We start from the raw sequence: 24,310 nt of genomic DNA, 5'->3' as shown, positions 1-24,310 counted from the left end.
GTTTATTTTTTGTGATATCTAACTAATTAGATCTTTAGTAAACATTCTACTTTTCAGGTATTTATTAAACTTAATATAATAGTACGAACTACTCACTGTCCACCCCATCCAAGCCATTTTTTTATCATATAATAATGGTTTAACCTTTACCAAGTATCTAAATGTCTTTTCTGGACTCCAAATAAATTCCTTTAAAAGCTGTATTTTGGATTGAGACAATTGACTTGGATCATAAACCATACCTACTTTATTTCCCCCAACATTTTGATAAAACCCTTTAGAGATTAATTGTATAAATTTCAATTTCTTCCTATTAGTAAACAATCCCAACCTCAACGCAAGTCCTGTTATGTAATTTTGAACCATAGTATCAGAATAAGTAAGTCCATTTAATGATTTCATCAAATCATCGAATTGCGTATCCATAAACTTTTGAATAGGCGATATAAATTCATCAAATACCTTTTTTTCATTAGGCTCATGGTATTCTATAGTAGGAAATTCGGGATTATTCTTATAACCTAAGGTACTTCCGTGTGGGGCTGCCAATAATTGCTCATACAATTGGCCATTTGCTTGAAGAATATGGTCAGAATAACCTTTTTTAGGATACACCGTAAAATTTAGGCCGTATCTTTTTGTTTTACTTTCTATAGTATAAATTTCGCGCAAACCTATGTAATATCCGGTAACCGGTACTTCGCAATTTAAGTATTGATAAATGCATTCTTGCATGGTACCTCCCCAACCCACATCAACTAAAGTCATACCATCTGACTTAAAGTCAACGTTAAATGAATTTAAATAATTATTAAAAGCATCGCGTTGCCCTACCCTATGTAACTCATAGGCTTCTTTAAAAGCGTCATTAGCTCGTAACTTAATAACAACGTCCGATGCACTGAAATTTTCAATCTCTTCATCTTTATCTACACCAACCGCCGAAGCAATTGTTAATATATCTTTTTCTTCAATATTAAAAGATTCCAGAAACTGGGCAGTTGTCATGACATCATAGTTCTTTTTTATAGGAGCAAATTTTTCTTCCTCAATAGGTTTTAGAGAAACTTGTTTAGCAGAATGCCTTGAAGCTTTGAAATAATGTGTGTTTATTTGATTCTCTGAACTTATTCCATTAAATTTCTGATAAGCATCAAATAAATGCTTTAAATAATGACCTTCACGTGCCAAAAAGAATAAATCCTTTATACCTTTCTTTTTTGCTTCAGTATACAATCTTTCGGTAAAAAAATAAAAATGAATGATATATTCACTAAATGGATAATCACTTTTCTTACAATTCTTTTCTACCTTTTTACAAGCCTTAATGAACTCCTTTTCTACATTACCGAATAAATTCTTTTTATTTCTAAATTTATGTGAATAATGCTTTAAGAAGTTTCCTGAAATACCGTGTTTAACGGAATTAATAACATCACTGGTTTTATTATCTCCCATCATGGCTGTTTCCGCTGCAACAGAACCTGTTGCTTCTAAAACTAAAGGGTACAAATTACCTGCACTTTCTTTACTCTTTTTATAATCACATGAAATAAAAACTTCATTGAAAATATCAGTGATACCATGAAAATCTAACAATCTTAAAATAATACTTTTAGGCAAGTGATAATCTGAAACTATATAAATACTATAATTTTCAGACTTCAAAAATTTTAGGCCATCTACCAATGAAGCGTTTATAAACTGTACAGAAGTTTCACTTCTATAATCTGCTTCCATAGTAATATTATAAAATTCTAACCATTCTACGTTATCCAGAATATTAGAATTTATCAATCTATAGTACACTTCCCTCATTACTAGCTCATAAGGCACCTCAACCTTACTTAATTTCATATCGGCAGCTAGCTTAGATACAACATTTGCTCTAATCTTAAATAAAACCCCAACATCTAATGTTAATCCCAAATCTCTAATGAGAAATTTAGCCCAAATTCTATATACATAATTTGGATGAACTGTTCTATGTATTAAAGTATCAAACAAATCTGTAAAAACGACATTTATACTAGAATCGTTCTTTATCTTTTGTATTGTATTATTCAATTTGAATTGTTTTAATGGCTACTAATAAATATAATTTATAAAGCTGGTTAAGATTTAAACATAAATACCTATGCCTGCTGACAAATTAAACCTTAAATAATAAGTTTTATTATAATTATTCGATAAAACTATATAATTAACAGCATAACATGATTGAAACAAGAAAGTCGTGCTAAAGTAAAAAAACTTTAACACGACTTAAATTATAAAACAAATGTTACCTTCTTAAAATTAGTCTCTTAGAAACAGGTTCATCATTATTCAATACAACAGTAACAACATATACATCTGCGGTTAAAATTTCTAATGATATTCTATACGTGCCACTTACAAAAATTTCATTAGGGGTGTACTGCTTAATTAATCTACCTGCGGAATCATGGAGCATAAAACCTATGATATCTTCATCATCAACAATACCATTTAAAGTTATTTCAACAAAATCTACGGACGGATTAGGTGATAATACCATATCCAACGCTACTTCTTCAAGTACTTCATTCTCTTCTACCACAATGGACAATGAAGTTGAATCCGTTAAACCTTCCTCATCTGTTACCGTTAAAACAACTTCATATGTACCAGCTGTTTCAAATTCAAATTCAGTATCTGCCTCAAGTACTATGTTACCATCACCAAAATCCCATTCATAAGAAACAATACCGTTATCATCAGTTGAATTACTTCCTATAAATGATACTGTAAGCGGAGCTTCACCTGAAACCACATCTGAACTAGCCACAGCAACTGGTGCTTCGTTAAAATCATTTTCAACAACCACCGTAATCACTAGAGATGCTTCATCTGTTAAGCCTTCATCATCGGTCACGGTCAATACCACCGTAAAATCACCGGCAGTTTCAAAAACATGCTCTGGATCAGCTTCCATAGAAGTTCCACCATCACCAAAGTCCCATGAATAAGTAACAATATTATTATCATCTGTAGAATTACTACCTACAAACGATACTGAAAGCGGTGCTTCACCTGTTGTTATATCTGAACTAGCTATGGCAACTGGTGCTTCATTTACAACCATACCCTCTTCAACCGTTATAGTCAGCGTTGTGGTATTGGACAATCCTTCTTCATCCGTAACGGTTAAGGCTACCTCAAATACACCTGCAGTTTCAAAAACATGCTCTGGATTCGGTACGTTTGATGTTCCTCCATCAATAAAATCCCAAGTATAGCTAGCTATACCAACATCATCTGTGGAGTTACTACCTACAAAAGACACAGTAAGTGGCGCTTCACCAGAAACAATATCTGAACTAGCTATGGCTACTGGTGCCACATTTGGTTCATTTACCGTTATGGTCAATGAAGTATTATGGGTTTGACCTTCAACATCGCTTACCGTTAATATCACCTCATAAACATTAACATCTTCAAAAGTATATACAGGATTCATTTCATTTGAAGTTTCACCATTTCCAAAATCCCATAAATAGGATGCTACACCATTATCATCAGAAGACCCACTACCATTAAAGGAAACCGTTAGCGGAGCATCACCTTCCAATACATCTGCGGTAGCAAGCGCTATAGGAATACCATTTCCAGCCACAGAAATATTAGCGGCAGAAGTATCTACTTTACCATCTGCATCCGTAACCGTTAAGGAAACATTATAGGTATCAGAGGCAGCGTATACATGAATTGGATTTGGTTCGTCAGAGGTGTTTCCATCTCCAAAATCCCAAAAATAAGATACAATTCCGTTATCATCCGTACTTGACGAAGAATCAAAACTTACCTGAAGTTCATCTATGGTATAATCAAAAGCACTTTCAGGTGCAGTGGTATCAGGTAAATATTGTATTAATGTAGCTTTTGTCTCCGTAGCACTATCATCTATAGAATTTGACACGCCACCTCTTCCACGCAAATGAATACTTACCAAATCATTAACTCCATCACTATAGACTTGAACCCTTAATCCGTCCATTTGAATAGCTGCTTGTTCCGTACCACCCCATTCGTAAATACCTGCATCGATCCAGCCACCCGCTCCTTCATCCAAAATAATCCAATCATTACCTACACGGTAACTAATTCTCCATAAAGAGTTTGGCTGTGGTTGGTTATCATATACACCACCAAAGGTGATATAATTCACTAATTTACGTGAGGCCCAATCTACTTGCCATCTAAAACCATTATCAACATCCGGTGTTCCTAAATTAGCACCAAACGGCTCTCCATATTCATTATAATCCGTTCGAACAAAATAATCATCTCTAGCCGGATCATATAATATAGACTGTACTGTTCCCCTAGGATTTGTGGCAGATCCAGTTACCGTTGCATCTGGTAATAAGGCAATATTAATACCCGCATTAGGTCCATTATCTGCTTGATCACTGGTTACAATAATATCTACAGATGCTTGATCCGTTAATCCCTGCTCATCTGTTACTGTTAAAGTAGCGGTATAGTTCCCAGGTTGAGTATAAACATATGTAGGATCTGCTTCAGTAGACGAATTGCCGTCTCCAAAATCCCATTCATATGTAACTACAGCCACATCATCGGTTGAATTACTCCCTACAAAATCTTCCGTAAGTGGCGCTGCCCCGGTAATTAGACTTGTTTCAATTACGGCAACTGGCGCTTCATTTGCTGGTGCACCCAAGTTAATGACTTGTGTAGAGGTGTCGCTTAAACCATCTGCATCGGTTACCGTTAACATAACGCTGTAAGAACCTGAAGTTGTAAACACGTTTGTTGGGTTTTGGTCAGTTGACGTATTTCCATCTCCAAAATCCCATTCATAAGAAACAATACCCATATCGTCAGTACTTAAAGTAGCATCAAAATCAACTTCAAGATCATTAATAACATATTCAAAACTGCTTTCAGGAGCTCCTGTGTCCGGCAAATATTGAATCAACGTAGCCTTTGTCTCCGTAGCACTATCATTTACTTTGTTAGACACACCACCTCTACCTCTTAAGTGGATACTAATTAAATCATTAACACCGTCACTATATACTTGCACACGAAGTCCATCTATAGCCATTGGTGCCTGAGATTGACCTCCCCATTCAAATATACCAGCATCGATCCAACCTCCCGTACCTTCTTCTAAGATAGTCCAGCTATTTCCAACTCTATAACTAATTCTCCATAACGAATTTGGTTGTGGTTGGTTATCAAAAACACCACCGATAGTAATGTAATTAACATTTTTTCTATTGGCCCAGTCTACCTGCCATACAAATGCATCATCAACGTCAGGTGTACCAAGGTTTTCACCTTTTGCAACCCCATACTCATTGAAATCGGTTATTTCATAATAATTACCTCTTGATGGGTCAAAAAGAATAGCTTGCGGTGTTCCTCTACCGTTTAAAACAGATCCATTTAACACTGCATCTGGAAGTAATGCCAAATTTAAACCGGCATTTGGATTGTTGTCCACAGCTCCCCCATTAGCTAAAATATTAAGTTCGTCTATATTGGTGTTACCATCCGCATCGGTAACCGTTAAAGTAACCGTATAGTTACCAGATGCCGAGTAGGTATAGTTTGGATTAGCCACATCAGCAGTTTCTCCATTTCCAAAATCCCACAAATAAGAGACCACACCAACATCATCACTAGAATCATCACCTGTAAACTGTACATTTAAAGGTGCAGGACCTACGGATACATCTGAAGTAGCAACCGCCACCGGTATAGAATTATCTTCCATTACAGTAATTTCTTGAACCGAAATATCACTTAAACCATTGCCATCCGTAACTGTTAAAGTAACATCATATGTTCCAGAAGTTTCGTAAGTATGCACAGGGTTTGCACTGGTAGAACCGTTACCATCTCCAAAATCCCATGTATAGGAAACAATGCCAACATTATCTGTACTTTCAGAAGAATCAAAAGTTACTTCCAAATTATTTATAGTGTAATCAAAAGCACTTTCTGGTGCACCGGTATCTGGTAAAAATTGTATTAAGGTAGCTTTTGTTAGAGTATCACTGTCATCCCATCTATTAGAAATACCACCTCGACCTCTTAGATGAATACTTACCACTTCATTTACACCATTACTATACACTTGAACCCTAAGACCGTCCATCTGAATGGGTGTTGTAGTTGCACCACCCCATTCAAAGATTCCAGCATCGATCCACCCACCAGTTCCTTCTTCTAAGATAGTCCAATCATTACCAATTCTATAGCTAATTCTCCATTCAGAATTTGGTTGTGGTTGATTAGGATATACTCCACCAAAAGTGATATAATTAACTTCCTTTCTATTAGCCCAATCTACCTGCCATTTAAAACCGTTATCTACATCTGGAGTTCCTAAGTTTTCACCATTGGAAACACCATATTCATTAAAATCAGTGACAACAAAGTAATTATCCTGTAATGGATCATATAATATAGCTTCAGGTGTACCTCGACCATTTTCTACCGAACCGCTTAATACAGCATCTGACAACAAGGCTAAATTCACATTAGCGTTTGCATTATTATCCACTGCACCTCCATTTGCAACAATTTTTATGGTTGATTCATCAGCGTTACCATCTGCATCAGTAACCGTTAATGTAGCATTATAAGTACCAGGTACCGTATATTCATATATTGGATCTTCTTCAGAAGACGTAGAACCATCTCCAAAATCCCAAGCATAGGAAACTATGCTAACATCATCTGTAGAACCACTGCCCGTGAATTCAACAGTCAAAGGCGCAGGACCCGATTGAACATTGGAAGAGGCATTGGCCACCGGTATAACAGGAACTCCATCAACAGTTATACTTTGCGTAAAACTATCACTTAATCCATCAGCATCCGTTACCGTTAAAGTAACATCATAAGTTCCTGGACCTACAAAATCATAAACTGGATTTTGTTCATCAGATGTCTCACCATCTCCAAAGTCCCAATCAAAGGTAACAATACCAACATCATCAGTACTTTCGGAGGTATCAAAAGTTACCTCCAGATCATTAGTTGTATAATCAAATCTTGCCGTTGGAGCACCATCATCTTCCAAATATTGAAACAAGGTTGCTTTTATAGGTTGGTCAGTGTCGTCAATTCTTAAAGAGTTACCTCCTCTTGCCCTTAAATGCGTACTTTCAATATCATTTACGCCATCACTATATAATTGCATGCGGAATCCATCAGCTTCAACTGGATCTTGAGATTTACCTCCCCATTCATAAATTCCGGAATCGATCCAACCACCAACTCCTTCTTCTATTACTATCCAATTGTCTCCTTGACGATAACTAAGTCTCCAAGCCGTATTGGGTTGAGGTTGATTTTCATAAGTTCCTCCAAAAGTGATATAGTTAACTAACTTTTTATTCAACCAATCAACTCTCCAAGTAATAGCTTCTTCAATGGGCAATGTACCCGAATCATGATAACGAAGAACTCCAAATTCATTCCAATCCGTTGCTACAACGTAATCATTGATTGAAGGGTCATATAATATATCCTGGGCTACCCCACGCCCCTCTTCACCATGTATTTGACTAGATAATATTGCATCACCAGCCAAGGCTACATTAATATTCTCATCTGCTGTATTATTAACAGCACCACCAGTTACGGTAATTTCAATTGATTTTGATTCTGTTTGACCATCATTATCTGTAACTGCCAAAGTAGCGGTATAAACACCTGGTACCGTATACGTATGACTAGGGTCTATTTCTGAAGATGTTCCACCGTCACCAAAAGTCCACTCATAAGTATCTATAGTATCATCATCGGTAGACTCATTACCAGTAAAATTGACTATCAAATCTATATTACCAAGTGTTTTATCTGCCGTAATTACCGGTGTAGGTGGAATTGACAAGTTAGTTATCCACTCCTCCAATAAGGCTACACCTGCTTCGTCTACCTGACCTTTGGCTAGCCAAGGCATCATAACACCTGGCGTAGTGCTATTTGCTCTATGATAAATTTGAGATTTAGATGGATTACCCACAAAAATAATTTGCTGATCAGCTGACATTTCTTCAACAGGTTCTACAATTGATGCAGTTAAAAGATTAGTTTCGATCAAACTTTTTGCCAATCGTAAATCAAAATCTGCTCGAAGGTTATTATCCGATCGATGACAATAAGCACAATTTAAATCTAAGTATGATCTTGCTTTATCATTAACACTCGCATTGATATCATTAATGGATGCATGAGTCAGGAAGTTTTGTGTATCGCCTTCAGTTATGGTTTCTTCTATAAAACCAAGTTCACTTAATGTAACTAATTGATTACCAGAAACACCGCCAACACCAGTATAATCATAGTCACTATTCAAATTCCGAGTTCTTGGCCCTAAAGTTCCTTTTGATATTTCATTGTGACAACTTAAACATTCACTTGTGGATGGATATTGCCACGTAATAGTTTTACTACCCCCATCTTCTAAAGCAACTTGAACATCTTTTGCATCACCAGCACTCATATCAATAAGTGTTGCATCGGTTTGTGCAGCATTCCACTTATATGATAAGAAAGTCCAATTTCCATTGCTATTTTTTATAGAAAATCTCGTCTCAACTTTTTGCGTCACCTCTGGGTTGTTTTCATCTATAGGGTAATCAAAATGCTTTATCATTACCGAACCTACAGGAAATTCCCATATTCCATTTTCTGAATAATTAATTTGCTCATCTGCTGTATCTGGATTTCCATCATTGGGAATAGCCATCCAACGTTTTTTCAATGCACCATCGGACCAAAAAGGGTCAATTAGTTCGTACGGTAAAAAACCGTCTCTAACCACTAAATTTTCCACATCAGTGAAAGCCCCTGTTGCCGTTAAAGTTTGTGGTACTCCTGATGCTACACCAGGTTCAACAAACCTTAACAATTGTATATTATTTCCTGCAGTAAGGTAAAATATATCACCATCAGCATCTTCTCCAAAAGAAATAGGTCTTCTAGGCATGGAACCTAACGTAGACACTTCTCCTGTTGATATATCAACGGACATTATCTTTTCAGTAATGTAATCCGCAGTAATATACTTTCCATTAAAAGACGTGAATTCTGAACCTCTATATACATGACCACCAATAATAGAGCCGGCATCTTCCCTAGAAAATGCAGTTAACGGTAATTCATGAGGCATGTTATTTAACAAACTAGTAATTCCGCAACCATTTTCAGGTCCCCGAACCCCACCTTCATATACAGGCCAGCCATAATTTCCACCATATGTAAGTACATTTATTTCATCATGAGTACTTAGCCCTACATCACCTATATATATTGAACCGGTATCCGAATCTTTACTCATACGATGTGGACTCCGTATTCCAATAGCATAAAACTCTTCAAAATTATTACCTGATGGATCTAAAAAAGGATTATCATTAGGAATAAAATAATTCTGACCTGTAACTTCTTCTGGTGCCCCTATGTCTTCAGGCATTTTTCTTATTGCCGGATGACTTTTAGTAGCATCCATATCCACATCAATCCGCAAAATACTTCCATCTATATTTTCAGATATATCTTGAGAGCTAATTGCACGTCCTTGTTCCCCAATTGCTACATATAAAAAACCATCATCTCCAAACACCAAAGCCCCACCACGGTGAGCTGTATTCAACATTCTACGTCTGATCAGTCTAGTTCTAGAGTTTTCCACAAAAGAAAGATCCACAGGATCAACTTCAAAACGTTCTAAATGAATATAATTTCCATGCCAATTATTAAAATCACATCCAAAAGTACCGTTACCGCCATCACTTAAGGTATCATCGTCTGTTTCTGATTCCGTAGTATAATAAATAAACACATAATTATTACCACTTGTCCCAAAATCAGGGTGTAATTCTAGTCCTAATAGACCACCGTCCCAAACTTCAATATTTCCATCAGTTCTAGTACCCGCAGCAGAGCCGACTTCTTCAGAAAAATCAACAATTAAGTTTTTAACATTTGCATTTTGATCATCTTGAAACCAAAAAATCTCCCCGTTAAGTTGACCAACTATAATACGATTTTGTGTTGGAACAGGATTAAATGTTAAAGGATAATCAAAAGTTAAATTCTCAAATGCAACTTCATAAGGCTGAGTACTAATATTAAGATCTGGAAAGTTGGTATCCGAAAATGCTACATAAGGAGTAGCCTCAGTTAAACCAGGTCCAAAAAACATTGGACTAAAACTCATAAAAACCGCTACTGAACCTACAACACTTGTTGCTAACAGTAATTTTTTTACATTACGAAAAGATGAAGTAATTTTTTTAATCATAATTCTAAATAATATAGAGATGGGTATAATTATAAAACAAAAAAAAAGCAATAATAACGAACACTCGATTAATATCGTTCAACGCCATATAAAAACGTTTAATTTCAATATATAAAGCTTATTTAGGGGGATTCAAAAACAACGATTTAACCGAATAATTCTTACAAAAAAATTACATTTATCTACTATTGTTTACAAGTCAACAACTACTATATGAACTAGTTACTTTCAACTTTGTCAAAATATGCATTGTATACTTATTTTCTTTGAATTAATTAAACCATTTAAATCAATTAACATGAAATAGTTACATTTACAATCAATATTTAGAGCGTTGAACATATAATCTTTAATTTTAGACTTTTTACACTTTTACCAACCCCACTCTATTAGTTAAAATGAGAAAAACGACAATAATCTTCATATTTTTAATTTTCATAGGAATATATTCATGTGGTGTTGATGCTGAAGTTCTTGAGTACCAAAAAAACACCATTCACTTATTATATCCAGAAGACAATTCTGAGGTTAACGAAGGAATAATACTTACAGATACAACCAATACACTTGAATTCAAATGGGAATCTTCAACTGAAGATGAGAACCAAATATTTTACCTAGAGCTGACCAACCTCGACAATAAAACTGTTCAAGTGTATGAAAGTACTGGTAATAAAGCTTCAATTCCACTTAAACGAAACAACTCTTATTCATGGGCAGTAAGTGATTCTATAAATCACGGAAGTTCCCTTTGGACTTTTAAAAACATAGGTCCCTGGGAAACATCTACGGCGCCTTTGGCTGCAATTGCAATATCACCAGTATCAGGAGCATCAATATCGCAAACCAGTACCACCGTAAATTTAATATGGAAGGGCGAAGATGAAGACAATGACATATTGAACTATGACCTGTATTTTGGGGAATCTGAAATTCCCGAAATTTTTATCGAGAATATTGAAACAACTAGATATAACGATATTCCCGTTGAGGCCGGCAATACATATTATTGGAAAATAGTAACAAGAGACTATGTTGGAAATGAAACTTCCTCATCGGTTTTCAATTTCAATGTTGGAAATTAAACTCTCCCTTAAAATATTCCTAATAAGAGGGATAGAATGTAATTAATTAAATATACATTTACTATAAAATCTAACTCTTTGTAATCATAGATTAAACTTACTTCAATGAGATTACATGAATAATTCCGATAAAGTAAAATGGGCATTATTGTGTAGCGGAAAAGGTAATAATGTATATGACATCATTAATTATTATCAAAAAAATCCTCAACAAAACTCCTTCGATATTTCTCTAATCATTTACGAATCAAGCAATTTTAGTGCGATTAAAATAGCAAAGAGTAACCGTATTGATGTTTTGCAAATATCAAGAAACACATTTAAAGATTCTATTGAACATCAAAAAAAACTAATCCACGAAATACTATCAAGAAGAATAGATTTTATATTTCTCCTGAACTATAAATACTTAATTAAACAAGAAATGTTAAGTACGTTTCCAAACAGAATAATAAATATTCATCCGTCTCTATTTCCTAGTTTTTTAGGAACAAAGACAGCTATTCAAGATGCCTTGGTTTATGGAGTTAAAATTACAGGAATTACCACTCACATTATAAACCATGAATATGACAAAGGAATTATATTAAATCAAGTAGCTATTAAAATAAATGACAATGATAATTTTGAATTACTTTACACAAAATTTCGTAAAAAAGGATTGAAAATAATTGTCAAAACAATTAATAAATTAACAGATGAATTTCAAGCAATTAAAATTAAATAATGAAATCCAACACTTTTAAAGTTTTCAATATAGACACACCAAAGAACTTTAGCTCTTACCTAAAAGAGTGTGCAAAAATTAACGATGACAACCCTTTTTTCAAATTTGATTTAAACCTTAACAATAAATTTTCAAAAAATTCAATCCATTGTTTTGTATTGCGTAAAGCCAACGATCCCATAATCCTAATGCCAATAGTTCTTCGATCTATTATAATCAACAACAAACAAACAACTTTTAATGACGTTATTAGTCCATATGGATATAGCGGTCCACTAATATCAAAAGAGGCCAACGATAAAGACATGAATGAATTTTGGCAACTTGCTGACCTGTGGTATAAGGAAAATAATGTTATTACAGAATTTATAAGGTTTAGCCTTAACAATAACACCTTAGGCTATAATGGTAAAATAATACCGACCTTAAAAAATGTTTGTGGTGAACTCACAGATTCAAATACAATATGGAATAAGTTTGATAAAAAGGTTCGAAATAACTTCAGAAAGTCTGTAGAAAATCAATTAACATTTCATGTATATTCAGGTAACATGGAACCTAAAATCGTTTCTCAATTTTATGACATATACAAAAACACAATGATTAGACGCAATGCGGATATTGATTTATACTTTTCTTTAAGCTATTTCCAAAATTATGTAAAATTGAATCCACAACATTGCGCTATCGCTATAGTCTCTAAAGGTAACACCCCTATTTCCACGGAATTTTTATTATTATCAAAAGATACAATATACTCTTACCTTGGCGGTACCAATGCAGATTTTTTTAATTGTCGTCCAAATGATTTTTTAAAAGTAAATATTATTAATTGGGCAATAGAAAACAGTTATAAAACCTATGTTCTAGGAGGTGGCAGAATTGACAATGACAATCTTTATGCTTATAAAAAATCATTTTTCCCAAAAGAAAATGATATTACATTCTATACCGGAAGAAAAATCGTTAACCAAGAAATATACGAGTATTTGAATGAAGAAATTAAAAATTCACTTACAATGAACTCCATTAATTATTCAGACCCAAATACAAACGATTTTTTCCCTATGTATAGAAAACCAATTAATTCAATTTCTATATAAAACAGAAATGTAAATAAAACACGGAGAACGACTATTTAGATTAACATTTAAAACTCTAAAATAACAAACTCAGAACGTCTGTTCACAGCATGTTTATCTTCTGGACAATATGTATTATCATCACATTCGTTTAATAACATAGTTTCTCCGTAAGCTTCTGCAACCAATTTATCTTCAGATATACCCATTGAGACCAAATAAGCTTTTGTTTTATCAACTCTTCGCTGAGATAACCAATCATTATATTTAGAGGTTCCTCTAGAGTCTGTATGTGCAGTAATCTTTAATTTTAATGTTGGTATTTCTTCTAGAACATTTGCCAAAGAATCTAAAACTTTCTTAGAACTAGTATTTACCACGGAAGAATTTAAGGCAAAATAAACATTACCCAAACTTTCTATTCGTGACTTAATTTCTTCCCTTTTCTTATTTAACGCATCTATTTTGGCCTTTTCAGCAGCTGCCAATGCATCTGCTTCTTGCTGCTTCTTAAGCCTTTCTGCCAATAAGGCTTCATCCTTTAATCGATTTACTTCATTAATTGAATCTTGCTGACGTTGTTTTTCTTTTTCAATTGCCGCTAACAACTCTAATTTTTCTTCACCTCGTTTAGAAAGACCTTTCTCTATACCAAATTGATAAACAACACCCGCTGCATGTTGTATGTGATTTGTAGCACCATCAGCTTGACTCATTGCCCATTTTCCACTTGAATTAAAATCTAAACCCCAACGATCCGAAAACCAAGTTCTGAATCCAACTACTGCGTTATACGTACCTCTACCCTTATTGTTTGCATCTGTATAACCAGCCCCTATACCAACATAAGGATCGAACCAACCAGTCTGACCAATAATTTTATTGAGATCATATGTTATTCTACCATCAAAGCTATAGTAATCAATATCTTCTGATATTACATTGCCATCAATTATATTACCCTCCATATAAGTGTTATAAGCTCCAATAGCTTCTAAACCCAATCCATTTTTAAAGTACCTACCAATACTTACCCTTGAAGGAAATGGAACTATGTTCCATTCTTTACCAACATTGAAAATACCATCAAAGACATTACCAGAATCATCTACGGCATTTAAACCTATACCAACAATCCATGAACTTTGCACAATACTATCTTTAGCCGTTATCTGAAGCTCATCTTGAGCAAATGTGACAGACGATAGCATGAGCAGAAATATAAAACTAAAAATTTTAGTAGTTTTCATAATTAATAATTTGGGTTATAAAATGTAAAAATAATTGTAAATGAGGTCGTTAAAAAATAATTACTGTATACAGCAGTTAAAATCGTTTGATAGTTGAATGTAGAATTATTATCGATTAATTACTTTTTAATTTTAAGACTTTTTGTGCTTAATGGTAATTTATACATACTAAAAGGGCTTACCACCAATGTACTTTCTTCTTTGAAAGTTTTGCTTTTAAGTTTATGAAGCTCTATAAATTTATCCTTTTCATTCAACTCAAAATTAGCATAGTTTGTTGCTGAACTATCGCCACACCAAACCAAAATCATTTCCGTATCAAAGTCTATTATTGGCGGAGTCAACCCCGGCTTTCTAGTTCTATTTATTTTCCCGTAAAAAGCACTTAACTCTTTTTCATTTTTTATCAAAAAATACTCTTCTTGTTCAAATCCGCTATAATTTTCATTTAAAATAAGTTTCACACCAACATCATCAGATTCTTGCAAACTACTTTGAGCAGTACTTTTACAAGAATTTAATTGCATTATGGCGACCAATAGTAAACAAATAGAAATTTTAAACATTTTTCAATCTTCCATTATAAGCTCGTACATAAACTTCTTCGTATAACGGCACCACTTTCTGAATATCAAATCGTTGGGCTTCCTTAAGCGCATTTAACTTAAATCTTTCCAGAACATTATCATTTTTCAAAATGGTAATAGCTTTAGAAGCCATATCATTAATATCTCCCACATCACTTAAAAACCCACTAACACCTTCTGTGTTGACCTCTGGTATACCACCCGCATTACTTGAAATAACAGGCACCTTATTGATCATAGCCTCAAGTGCCGCAAGACCAAAGCTCTCCGATTGCGATGGCAAAAGAAACAGATCTGAAAAACACAGAATTTTATCTATCTCATTACTATTACCTAGAAATATAACTTTATCGGAAATACCCAGTTCTTCACATAAACGTTCTGCACCAGCTTTTTCAGGTCCTTCACCAACCATAATCAATTTAGAAGGAATTTCTAACTGAATTTTACTGAAAATTTTAATTACGTCCGGTATACGTTTTACCTTTCTAAAATTACTAATATGGGTTACAATACGTTCCTCCTCTGTTGCCATGTTAGACCTTTGGCAGTCGGTAAAAGAGGTACTATACTTTTTTGCATCTATAAAATTAGGAATGACTTCGATGTCACCTTGTATATCAAAAGTTTCTAAAGTTCCTTGTTTTAAACTTTCCGACACTGAAGTAACTACGTCAGATTGGTTTATTGAGAACGTTACGGCAGGCTTATAAAAGGGGTGTTTACCCACCAAGGTTATATCTGTTCCATGTAATGTTGTTATCATGGGCACATAGATACCTTCTTCCTCTAACATTTTCTTGGCCATATAGCCAGCATAGGCATGTGGTATGGCATAATGCACATGTAAAAGGTCTATTTTATGAAGCTTAATGGTGTCAACCAATTTACTGGATAAGGCAAGTTCATATGGTTGGTAATGAAATAACGGATACTCTGGAACATGCACTTCATGAAAGAAAATTTTATTGCTCAGCAACTCCAAACGAACTGGTTGCTTATATGTAATAAAATGAATTTCATGACCTCTATTGGCCAATGCTATACCTAATTCCGTTGCTACTACACCACTACCTCCAAAGGTAGGGTAACATACTATTGCTATTTTCATTACAACAAAATTACCTTTTTTAATTCAGAATTGAATCGTAAATGGCTTGTTGAATTCTAGTTCTTAACCCAGATTTAACTAAAAGTGTATTTGATGCGGACGGATAAGTTCTGTTAGATAAAAATACATATACAATTTCCTCTTCAGGATCTGCCCACGTATAAGTTCCCGTAAAACCACTATGCCCAAAACTTTTTCGAGAAACACAACCACATGTTGGTCCGCTGTGCTGTAATTGAGGCTTATCAAAGCCTACTCCTCTTCTTACATTGTTTTCACAGAAATAACAAGTGTTGAATTTCTTAACCGTTCTAGAATCAAAAAATTTTGTACCGCCGTAATAGCCATCTTGAAGGTACATCTGCATAATTTTTGCAATATCATTGGCATTGCTGAACAAACCTGCATGACCACCAACACCTGCTTGCATGGCCGCTCCCATATCATGAACATATCCTTGAACCGTACCATACCTATAATAATCATCCTCTTCTGAAGGCACTATACTATTCTTATCAAATTTCTCTAAAGGATTGTAAGTTGTATGGTTTGCTCCTATTCTTTGGTATAAAAAATTATTGGTTAAATAATCTAACCTTTGTCCATAGCTATCCTCAATTACTTTTTTCATTACATAATAAGGAACATCACTGTACCGATACCTATTAGATTTTAAATCTTGCCTCCCTATTCTATTGTAAATGGAATCTTGGTAGGCATCTGTTAAATACAGATTATCATAAACTTTGGTAGAGAAACCTGGCAAAGGTGAATTTCTATAAAATTCACTTGAAGGCTTTTTGTTATCATCCAATGTTCTAATATAAAAAGGAATCCATGCCGGCAAACGCCCGTAATGGGACAATGCTTTAAGCACTGTTACGTTCTTAATTTCTGTATTGGAGTAATTAGGAACCAACTCCTCAAAGGTATTATTAAGCCCAATTCTACCCTCTTCCTCCATCTTCATGACCATAGGCAAGGTTGCCAATATTTTGGTAAGGGAAGCTAAATCATAAATATAATCGTTAGTAATGTTCACTTTAGAATCATAGGTAGGTTTACCAAATCCTTTTTGATAGATTACTTTACCTTTTCTAGCCACTAGCACTTGCGCCCCTGGAAACATTAAACTATCAAGGCCGTCGTGCATTAATTCATCAATTCGTTTTAGCCCTTGTGAACTCATACCCACACGTTCTGGTATACTATAGCCCAATCTACTTAAAGACTTAACTTCTACTCCGGTATGCACCGGAAACTCTTCATGCGCCGTAACGGGCAATTTACCTGTAGCGCCTACGGCACCAAATAGTATTTCTGCAGTTTTTTCTTGGGCGATATCACTATTTTGATATGCCATTACCACAGCATCTATATTATTGAACGAATCGATATCCGATAGTGCGTATGGTTTTGCAAATACACATAATATAAGATTAGAAGTACGCTCATTAGCAATTTCCTGCAGCCATTCCAATTCAGAGTTCGAGAACTTGTAAGACTTCCAAGGACTCTCATTATTCATATGATGACCAACAATAATCAAATTGAATTCTTTTAGTTTTGTTTTTAAAATAGTAATATCACTTGCCTCAATTAAGGTAACTTCCGCATAATTCTTTAACCCTTGGACAAATGCCTCGTTGTCCGAATTCCCCATTTTAACATAGGCAATTTTTTTATTGTCCAAGTTCTTAATGGATAGAAGATTCAGTTTATTTTTAACTACGGTAATAGCATTTTCTATAGCTTGCTCATAAACAATATCATCTTCAAGGCCATTTAAATCGGTATATAAGTTTTCAAGCTTAATGGGTTTGTAATGATGTAAACCTGCCTTGTATTTTGCCATTAGAATTTTCTTAACCGAATAGGCTAAACGATCCTCTGACAATTTACCTTTTTCATAAGCCTTAGTCAATTTCTCTTTGGCACTTACAATATTCTCTGGCATTAATAGCATATCATTACCTGCCATAAAAGCTGCAAGTTCAACACTACCCTCTTTACCGGTTGTGGATACTCCTTTCATATTAAGGGCATCTGTAAAAATCAAGCCATTATACCCTAACTCCTCTTTTAAAATTCCTGTAATTATTTGTTCTGAGATTGAAGAAGGCAGTTCTTTCTTCATTTCAAGAGCTGGCACTTCTAAATGGGCAACCATAATACTGCTTAAACCCGAACCTATTAATTTTTTAAACGGATACAATTCTAGACTATCCAACCTTTTTCTGGAAAAAGGAATTATGGGTAAATTATGATGAGAATCTACCTCGGTATCTCCGTGACCGGGAAAATGCTTCCCATTGGCCAACACACCAGCCCTTTCCATTCCTTTTATAAAAGCAATTCCTTTTTGAACTACATTATCCCTGTTTTCACCAAAAGAACGATTTCCTATAATAGGATTCTTTGGGTTGGTATTAATGTCTACATCTGGAGCAAAATTTATATGCACCCCTAAACGATTGGCATGTTTACCTATTTGATAACCTACTCTTTCAACAATGGAACTATCTTGTATAGCACCTAATGTCATATTCCACGGAAAAGCATAAGTAGAATCCAATCTCATGGAAAGTCCCCACTCGGCATCCATCCCGATCAATAAAGGGATTTTAGATACGGCTTGATAATTATTGGTAAGTTTTGCTTGACGTACTGGCCCGCCCTTGGAAAAAATAACACCGCCCAAGTGTTCCTGAACAATCAGGTTTTTAATTTTATCGGTAGCCTGTTTGCTTTGATTAGATGCTACACTGACCATAAATAATTGCCCCAGTTTTTCATCCAAGCTCATTTGAGCATATTGGCTATTCACCCACGCTTGTTGTGCTAAGCTGTCACTGGTAACTAACGGATTTTGGGCTGATAGTACCGAATAGCAAAACAACCCACAAATAATAATAAAAATATGGCGCATAAAATAATATGTACTGAGATAACTAATACAGGTTGAAATTATTGCATTTCATCGATAAAACCCAATAAATTCTAATACTTAAGAAGAAATTATGTTAAAGAAAACGAGCATGCCAACTTTCGGAAGCAGGTACTTCCCAATGCTCTAAATACTCTCCTTTATTGGCAACCAGATTGTTAAATACAATAGTATTTTTAGAAATGGCTTTTTGTTTCGCCATTACCTTAAAATCCAAAAGACTTTTATAGGCTACGAACTCCCCCTGCTTATAAGAAACATTCATTTTATCCAAGAGCATAACATTGTACTTTCTTTCCAATTCTTGAATAAAACGCACAGATGCATCTATTGAACACCCTGTAGCACCTTGTGTAGATTGATCAAGTGCAATTATAATAAAGCGTTTATACTTTATTTCATAGCCGGCATTTAAATCATTACCATGCGCAGTCCAAGAAGTTAGAAAAGCATCTAAATCTGAACTGATCTCAGTTATTTCCACATCAGAAAATGAACGGTTGCACTGATAAATCCAAACTCTGGAAGTTTCCGGTAATGTTTTAAAGTCTACTAGCAATTTCTATACTTTTATATTTATAAATCTTCTGCGGTAGCAATTAATTCGGCAATATCCATTACCGCAACAGCACCTTCTTTTTCCTTGTTCTTAACACCATCGGTCATCATGGTGTTACAAAACGGACAACCTGCAGCAATTATTTCCGGCTTGGTTTCCAAAGCTTGCTCCGTACGCTCAATGTTTACATCTTTATCACCCTTTTCAGGTTCTTTAAACATTTGCGCTCCACCTGCACCACAGCATAAACCTCTTTGCTTACAGCTTTTCATTTCTATAAGTTCAGCATCCAACTTTCTGATCAAGTCTCTTGGTGCTTCATAAACTCCGTTAGCTCTACCCAAATAGCAAGGATCATGAAAGGTAATTCGTTTACCCTTAAAAGAGCCTCCTTCCATAGCTATTCTACCATCATTCAACAGGTCTTTAAGAAATTGAGTATGATGTACAACTTCATAATTACCACCTAGACCAGGGTATTCATTTTTTATCGTATTAAAACAATGCGGACATGCCGTAACTATTTTTTTAATCTCGTAGGCATTTAGCACCTCTATATTCGTAACTGCTTGCATTTGAAACAAAAACTCATTACCAGCGCGTTTTGCCGGGTCACCGGTACAACTTTCTTCTGTACCAAGTACAGCAAATGAAACATTCGCCTTATTCAAAATCTTAACGAAAGCCTTCGTTATTTTCTTTGCCCTATCATCAAAACTACCGGCACAACCAACCCAAAATAATACTTCGGGAACTGTTCCAGCTGCAAAAAACTCTGCCATTGTAGGCACTTTTAATTCACTTGCCATATCTCTCTTTAAGATTCTTTACTCCAATTTAAACGGTCCATTTGATTAAATGGCCAAGGTGCTCCATTATTTTCAATATTACCCATCATATTATTCAAATCTGTTGGAGCGGCAGATTGTTCCATGACCAAATACTGTCTCATATCCATAATGATAGATAGTGGATCAATACTAATTGGGCAGGCCTGAACACAAGCATTGCAGGATGTACATGCCCATAACTCTTCTGGCGTAATATAATCGTTAAGTAATTGCTTACCGTCATCTTTAAATTCACCCTTATTTTGATCGATATTCTTTCCTACCTCTTCAAGTCTATCACGAGTATCCATCATGATTTTACGAGGCGATAGTTTTTTTCCGGTTTGATTGGCCGGACACTCACTTGTACAACGACCACATTCTGTACACGTGTAAGCGTTTAACAATTGTACCCAACTTAAATCTTGCACATCCGATGCTCCAAACTTATCTGGCACAGCAGCATCTTCAGCAGGTTCGGCATACGGATCCGCATCTGGGTCCATCATCATACGTACTTCATCTGTTACCGACTGTAAGTTCTTAAATTGCCCTTTAGGAGTAAGCTTACCATAATATGTATTTGGAAAGGCAAGAAGAATATGTAAATGTTTTGAATAATATAAGTAATTAAGGAAAAACAATATTCCGGCAATATGTAACCACCAAGCTATACGCTCAATAAGTACAAGTGTAGGAATAGACATATTCTCAAAAATTGGTGAAAGCATGCTACTTATTGGAAAAGAGCCTGCAGCCGAATAGTGGTCTGCCCCCATTTGCTGCAATTGATAATCTGCCCCATTCATGGTCAAGAATAGCACCATCAAAACCAATTCAATATAAAGTATTAGGTTACCATCGTTTTTTGGCCATCCTTCCATTTCCGGCTTAAGAAAACGCTTTAATCTTATGATATTTCTTCTTATCCAAAATATCACCACAGACACTATTACCAATAGCGCAAGAACTTCAAAAGAGCCAATTAAAAAATCATAAACAGGCCCTAGAACGGCGAACATTCTATGGGTACCAAAAATACCGTCCAAAATAATTTCAAGTACCTCAATATTAATAATGATAAAACCAACATAAACGATGATATGTAGCATACCGGCAATTGGCCTTACGACCATCTTAGTTTGCCCAAGGGCAATTTTGGCCATGTTTTTCCAACGCTGTGGTTTATTATCATTCAAAGAAGCTTCTTTACCAAGGAATATATTTCTTTTTAGCTTGCTAATATTCTTGACAAAAAAACCAACACCTACAACAAGTAGGATTACAAAAATTACATTAGGGAGATATTGCATATAATTAAGTCTTCTTTAATTCTCTATAGAATTTGCGGCAGGATCATCTTCTGGTAATTCATAATCTTTTTGTTTTTTACCAAAAACCGAAACGTTTACATACCTTTTAGGGTTTAAACGAAAATCTTGCAGCAATAAGTCTAGCTCTCTAGAAGCATTGTTTAGATTTGAATAAAGCTCCTTATCATTCATAAGTAAGCCCATAGTACCATCGCCATTTTCAATTTTTGCTGTTAGCTGATCTAGATTTGCCATGGTAGATTCCAAACTGGCCAAGGTACGGCCAAGACCGGCAGCATTTAAAGAATCTGATAGTTTCGCAAAATTAGCCGTAAGCTTTTCAAAATTTTCAAATGAAGTATTTAGTTTTTCTTCATTTCCGGCCAAAACGGTATTAAGGGTTGATGCACTTCCGTTTAAGCTAGTGATCAGTTCATTTAAACCACCTATAACTTCTTTCAGCTCTTTCTTGGTGTTTTCATCCAAGACAGAATTCACATTAACCAATACAGAATCTGCTCCAGAAATTGCAGATTCAACTTTACGTACCAATGGATTTAGTTTTTGCTGTGCTAGATCGGTAATACCGGGTCTTGTTTCAGTTTTTAAAGTATCTCCAGACTGCGCGGGTGCACCATCAAAAATAGGTTTTATCTGTAACCCCTTACCACCAATAATACCTGTATCATATAATTCTACCGTACTATTTTTAGAAAATTTAAAATCATTACCAACCGTAAAAGTTACCAATAGATTTCCCTTTTCATCTAAAAACCTAATATCATTAACCTTACCAACACTAAAACCATTAATAGAAACAGTAGTACCAGATTGAAGTCCGCCAACATTAGGGTAAACTGCAAAAAAGGTTTTGCTATTATCAAAAATTGGAGTGGACTTTAAATAACTGAATCCCATGATGAACAGTAGTATGCCACCAATTACAATAATTCCCGTTTTTAATTCTCTAGATAGTTTCAAGCAACTGTATTTTTATTACACTCAAAATTATGAATAATATTTACACTTTATGGATTAAATTGAGAAACCTCGTCTATAGCCTCTTGAATAGGAATTCTTTCTCCAAGCTTGTAAGCTACAATATAAGCCGATTTATATCCTTTACCCTGTGCCTGACCTTGCATCATTTTAGCTTCTCTATATGACCTTGTTTCACCATACATATACCTGTATAAATTCTTATAAGGTTCTTGTGAAAGGTTTGAAAGTCCTTTAAAATTACCAGGGTTAAGTGCAACGTTCTTACTGCTTGCCATTAACTGAATTTTAAAGACAATGGATTTAGCTACTTCATTGGCATTGATCGCTTCTTTTACTTGCACGTTTGGAGCAACCTCTTCTTTCTTTACAACAACCGCCGGTGTATTAACAGGTTCCGTTTTTTCAACCTCAGTAACTTTTTCTGCAACAGTTTCTTTAGCTACATTTTTTTTCTCTTCAATCTCAGCTATTTCTTTAACAGCCAGTTCCTTTTTTTCATCAGCTTTAGCCACCACTTCTTCTTTAATTGGCGGCACATTAGGTTTAGAAACCGTAGTTTCTACATTCTTTACAGTAGGTTGTACGCCTTCTTTATAATTCAATATGGCTTTCGCAATGGCATCTCCCATTTCATTCTGCCCTTTAGTAGAGTTTAAATAAGCACCTTCATCCTTATTGGTAAGAAAACCGGTCTCTACAAGAACACTTGGCATAAAAGTTTGGTGCAATACTATAAAACCAGCTTGTTTTACTTTTCTATCTGTCCTTTTAAGTTGCCTAGAAAAATTTTCCTGTATCATTGTGGCCAAAGCAACGCTCTGATCCAAAAACTCTTCTTGCATAATGGTCAAACCTATTACCGATTCCGGCGAATTAATATCATAATCCGCATATCTGTTTTCATAGTTGTCCTCTAAATAAATTACAGAGTTTTCCTTTTTCGCAATTTCAAAGTTTTGCTTATTGGCATGCAACCCTAGTACAAAGGTACCTGCCCCATGCGCATCTGAGGTGTGGGAATCACAATGAACCGACACAAACAAATCTGCATTGGCTTTATTGGCAACCTCGCCCCTAACGTACAAATCAATGAACGTATCGTCTTTACGCGTGTAGATAACTTTAATATCCTTATTCTTTTCAAGAATTTCACCGACTTTCAAAACAATGTTCAAAGCGATTTTTTTCTCCAAATACCCATTTCCCAGGTTTCCTGGATCATGACCACCATGACCGGCATCTAAAACAACAATAAATGGATCATCAGATTCAACTTCTTGTTTATCAACAGTAAAAGACAGTAGAAATACGGCTGTAACTAAAACCAATGAAATGCTTAAGAATTTTATTTTCATATGTATTGGGGATTATATCGCCCTTATTATGGTTAAATTTATTGTAAGACCCTACATGGGGATTAAAAAATATATGTAAGTTTGACATCTCAAATAACGGCTCATTTGACCGCCAAACCTTTACAAAAATAGGATATATAGCCTTGCAAT

The 24,310-nt window shown here is 35.0% G+C and carries 14 protein-coding genes; 3 read left to right on the top strand and 11 right to left on the bottom strand.

Annotation, left to right across the window (positions count from 1 at the left end):
* Window positions 1-18: 18 nt before the first annotated feature.
* Both VBZ51_RS13615 and VBZ51_RS13610 read right to left on the bottom strand, forming a co-directional pair.
* A complete protein-coding gene (locus VBZ51_RS13615; RefSeq protein ID WP_416577276.1) occupies window positions 19-2,067 on the bottom strand; it encodes an HAD family hydrolase in 2,049 nt (682 codons plus the stop codon).
* 217 nt (window positions 2,068-2,284) lie between these two features.
* On the bottom strand, window positions 2,285-10,312 hold the full coding sequence (locus tag VBZ51_RS13610; protein ID WP_416577275.1) for a PKD domain-containing protein: 8,028 nt from the start codon (window positions 10,310-10,312) through the stop codon (window positions 2,285-2,287).
* A gap of 398 nt (window positions 10,313-10,710) precedes the next feature.
* Here VBZ51_RS13610 and VBZ51_RS13605 point away from each other — a divergent pair, with 398 nt between their 5' ends.
* From VBZ51_RS13605 to VBZ51_RS13595, 3 genes are all read left to right on the top strand, one after another.
* Window positions 10,711-11,397, top strand: coding sequence for a hypothetical protein (locus tag VBZ51_RS13605; protein ID WP_416577274.1), 687 nt, complete (start codon window positions 10,711-10,713; stop codon window positions 11,395-11,397).
* 115 nt (window positions 11,398-11,512) lie between these two features.
* Complete coding sequence (locus VBZ51_RS13600) at window positions 11,513-12,124, top strand: formyltransferase family protein (protein ID WP_416577273.1); 612 nt, start codon at window positions 11,513-11,515, stop codon at window positions 12,122-12,124.
* A complete protein-coding gene (locus VBZ51_RS13595; RefSeq protein WP_416577272.1) occupies window positions 12,124-13,227 on the top strand; it encodes a GNAT family N-acetyltransferase in 1,104 nt (367 codons plus the stop codon). The genes VBZ51_RS13600 and VBZ51_RS13595 overlap by 1 nt, the downstream gene beginning before the upstream one ends.
* Before the next feature lie 47 nt (window positions 13,228-13,274).
* Here the strand turns inward: VBZ51_RS13595 and VBZ51_RS13590 are convergent, their stop codons facing one another.
* The 9 genes from VBZ51_RS13590 to VBZ51_RS13550 form a co-directional block, all read right to left on the bottom strand.
* A complete protein-coding gene (locus VBZ51_RS13590) occupies window positions 13,275-14,456 on the bottom strand; it encodes an OmpA family protein (protein WP_416577271.1) in 1,182 nt (393 codons plus the stop codon).
* A 119-nt stretch (window positions 14,457-14,575) separates the two neighbouring features.
* Entirely contained in the window at window positions 14,576-15,022 is a 447-nt protein-coding gene (locus VBZ51_RS13585; protein ID WP_416577270.1) for a hypothetical protein, read from the bottom strand.
* The gene (gene bshA, locus VBZ51_RS13580) at window positions 15,015-16,154 is read right to left on the bottom strand and encodes an N-acetyl-alpha-D-glucosaminyl L-malate synthase BshA (RefSeq protein ID WP_058103280.1); all 1,140 of its coding nucleotides are present in this window, start codon (window positions 16,152-16,154) and stop codon (window positions 15,015-15,017) included. Before bshA ends, VBZ51_RS13585 begins: the two co-directional genes overlap by 8 nt.
* Before the next feature lie 19 nt (window positions 16,155-16,173).
* Window positions 16,174-19,083, bottom strand: coding sequence for a glycoside hydrolase family 3 N-terminal domain-containing protein (locus VBZ51_RS13575; protein WP_416577269.1), 2,910 nt, complete (start codon window positions 19,081-19,083; stop codon window positions 16,174-16,176).
* 94 nt (window positions 19,084-19,177) lie between these two features.
* A complete protein-coding gene (locus VBZ51_RS13570) occupies window positions 19,178-19,660 on the bottom strand; it encodes an ABC transporter ATPase (protein ID WP_416577268.1) in 483 nt (160 codons plus the stop codon).
* A 17-nt stretch (window positions 19,661-19,677) separates the two neighbouring features.
* Window positions 19,678-20,469: a (Fe-S)-binding protein gene (locus VBZ51_RS13565; RefSeq protein ID WP_058103283.1), complete on the bottom strand. Its 792-nt coding sequence runs from the start codon at window positions 20,467-20,469 to the stop codon at window positions 19,678-19,680.
* An 8-nt stretch (window positions 20,470-20,477) separates the two neighbouring features.
* The gene (locus VBZ51_RS13560) at window positions 20,478-21,803 is read right to left on the bottom strand and encodes a 4Fe-4S dicluster domain-containing protein (RefSeq protein WP_416577267.1); all 1,326 of its coding nucleotides are present in this window, start codon (window positions 21,801-21,803) and stop codon (window positions 20,478-20,480) included.
* A 15-nt stretch (window positions 21,804-21,818) separates the two neighbouring features.
* A complete protein-coding gene (locus VBZ51_RS13555; protein WP_416577266.1) occupies window positions 21,819-22,784 on the bottom strand; it encodes an MlaD family protein in 966 nt (321 codons plus the stop codon).
* A gap of 47 nt (window positions 22,785-22,831) precedes the next feature.
* On the bottom strand, window positions 22,832-24,160 hold the full coding sequence (locus VBZ51_RS13550; RefSeq protein ID WP_416577265.1) for an N-acetylmuramoyl-L-alanine amidase: 1,329 nt from the start codon (window positions 24,158-24,160) through the stop codon (window positions 22,832-22,834).
* Between the last annotated feature and the right edge of the window lie 150 nt (window positions 24,161-24,310).

It is taken from the genome of Maribacter sp. HS, assembly GCF_048059195.1.
In the GTDB taxonomy this organism is placed as follows: Bacteria; Bacteroidota; Bacteroidia; order Flavobacteriales; family Flavobacteriaceae; genus Maribacter; species Maribacter dokdonensis.
The sequence above is the reverse complement of the archived record's forward strand: the minus strand, read 5'-3'. Positions and strand labels throughout refer to the sequence as shown.

What these genes read in the sequence shown, in the direction of transcription:
- VBZ51_RS13610 (WP_416577275.1), bottom strand. Translation starts at nt 10,312, where the DNA reads ATGATTAAAAAAATTACTTCATCTTTTCGTAATGTAAAAAAATTACTG.
- VBZ51_RS13565 (WP_058103283.1), bottom strand. Translation starts at nt 20,469, where the DNA reads ATGGCAAGTGAATTAAAAGTGCCTACAATGGCAGAGTTTTTTGCAGCT.
- VBZ51_RS13585 (WP_416577270.1), bottom strand. Translation starts at nt 15,022, where the DNA reads ATGTTTAAAATTTCTATTTGTTTACTATTGGTCGCCATAATGCAATTA.
- VBZ51_RS13600 (WP_416577273.1), top strand. Translation starts at nt 11,513, where the DNA reads ATGAATAATTCCGATAAAGTAAAATGGGCATTATTGTGTAGCGGAAAA.
- VBZ51_RS13590 (WP_416577271.1), bottom strand. Translation starts at nt 14,456, where the DNA reads ATGAAAACTACTAAAATTTTTAGTTTTATATTTCTGCTCATGCTATCG.
- VBZ51_RS13575 (WP_416577269.1), bottom strand. Translation starts at nt 19,083, where the DNA reads ATGCGCCATATTTTTATTATTATTTGTGGGTTGTTTTGCTATTCGGTA.
- VBZ51_RS13605 (WP_416577274.1), top strand. Translation starts at nt 10,711, where the DNA reads ATGAGAAAAACGACAATAATCTTCATATTTTTAATTTTCATAGGAATA.
- VBZ51_RS13595 (WP_416577272.1), top strand. Translation starts at nt 12,124, where the DNA reads ATGAAATCCAACACTTTTAAAGTTTTCAATATAGACACACCAAAGAAC.
- VBZ51_RS13550 (WP_416577265.1), bottom strand. Translation starts at nt 24,160, where the DNA reads ATGAAAATAAAATTCTTAAGCATTTCATTGGTTTTAGTTACAGCCGTA.
- VBZ51_RS13560 (WP_416577267.1), bottom strand. Translation starts at nt 21,803, where the DNA reads ATGCAATATCTCCCTAATGTAATTTTTGTAATCCTACTTGTTGTAGGT.
- bshA (WP_058103280.1), bottom strand. Translation starts at nt 16,154, where the DNA reads ATGAAAATAGCAATAGTATGTTACCCTACCTTTGGAGGTAGTGGTGTA.